This is a genomic window from Synechococcus sp. CS-197 (assembly GCF_025128215.1).
Classification (GTDB): Bacteria; Cyanobacteriota; Cyanobacteriia; order PCC-6307; family Cyanobiaceae; genus Synechococcus_C.
Genome location: NZ_JAHLZC010000002.1, coordinates 1 through 1161 on the forward strand (window position 1 = coordinate 1; position 1161 = coordinate 1161).

The window sequence follows — 1161 nt, forward strand, 5'->3', positions numbered from 1 at the left end:
CAACAAAAAGCCCCCACCTTTCGGTGGGGGCTTTCCGATTCAACTGACGCTGAATCTTTTGGAGACTTCAGCCTCAGCCGATGGCGGGTGCTTGCAGAGCCACAGGAGTGGACTCAGCAGCAGCCAGGTCGAGGGGGAAGTTGTGAGCGTTGCGCTCGTGCATCACTTCCATGCCGAGGTTGGCGCGGTTCAGCACATCAGCCCAGGTGTTCAGGACGCGGCCCTGACCATCAAGGATGGACTGGTTGAAGTTGAAACCGTTCAGGTTGAAAGCCATGGTGCTGACGCCCAGGGCAGTGAACCAGATGCCGACCACAGGCCAGGCAGCCAGGAAGAAGTGCAGGCTGCGGCTGTTGTTGAAGGAGGCGTATTGGAAGATCAGGCGACCGAAGTAACCGTGGGCAGCCACGATGTTGTAGGTCTCTTCCTCTTGGCCGAACTTGTAGCCGTAGTTCTGGGACTCGCTCTCGGTGGTTTCACGCACCAGGGAGGAGGTCACCAGGGAGCCGTGCATGGCGGAGAACAGGGAGCCACCGAACACACCTGCGACGCCCATCATGTGGAAGGGGTGCATCAGGATGTTGTGCTCTGCCTGGAACACCAGCATGAAGTTGAAGGTGCCGGAGATGCCGAGGGGCATGCCGTCAGAGAAGGAACCCTGACCGAAGGGGTACACCAGGAACACGGCGGAGGCAGCAGCCACGGGTGCGCTGTAAGCAACGCAGATCCAGGGGCGCATGCCGAGGCGGTAGGAGAGTTCCCACTCGCGACCCATGTAGCAGAAGATGCCGATCAGGAAGTGGAAGACAACCAGCTGGTAAGGACCGCCGTTGTACAGCCACTCGTCGAGAGAAGCAGCTTCCCAGATGGGATAGAAGTGAAGGCCGATGGCGTTCGAGGAGGGCACAACAGCACCGGAGATGATGTTGTTGCCGTAGATCAGGGAGCCAGCGACGGGCTCACGGATGCCGTCGATGTCGACGGGGGGCGCTGCGATGAAAGCAACGATGAAGCAGGTGGTGGCAGCCAGCAGGGTGGGGATCATCAGCACACCGAACCAGCCCACATACAGGCGGTTGTTGGTGGAGGTGACCCACTCGCAGAAGGACTGCCAGCCATTGGCGCCGGAGCGCTGCTGAATGGTGGTGGTCATGAGAACGG

Annotated in this window: 1 protein-coding gene; it reads right to left on the bottom strand. The window is 60.1% G+C overall.

Going from position 1 to position 1161, the window contains the following annotated elements; all coding sequences use genetic code 11:
- Positions 1-73 precede the first annotated feature (73 nt).
- Positions 74-1153, bottom strand: a complete 1080-nt coding sequence (gene psbA, locus KQ296_RS00015) for a photosystem II q(b) protein (protein WP_006040880.1) — start codon at positions 1151-1153, stop codon at positions 74-76.
- Positions 1154-1161 lie beyond the last annotated feature (8 nt).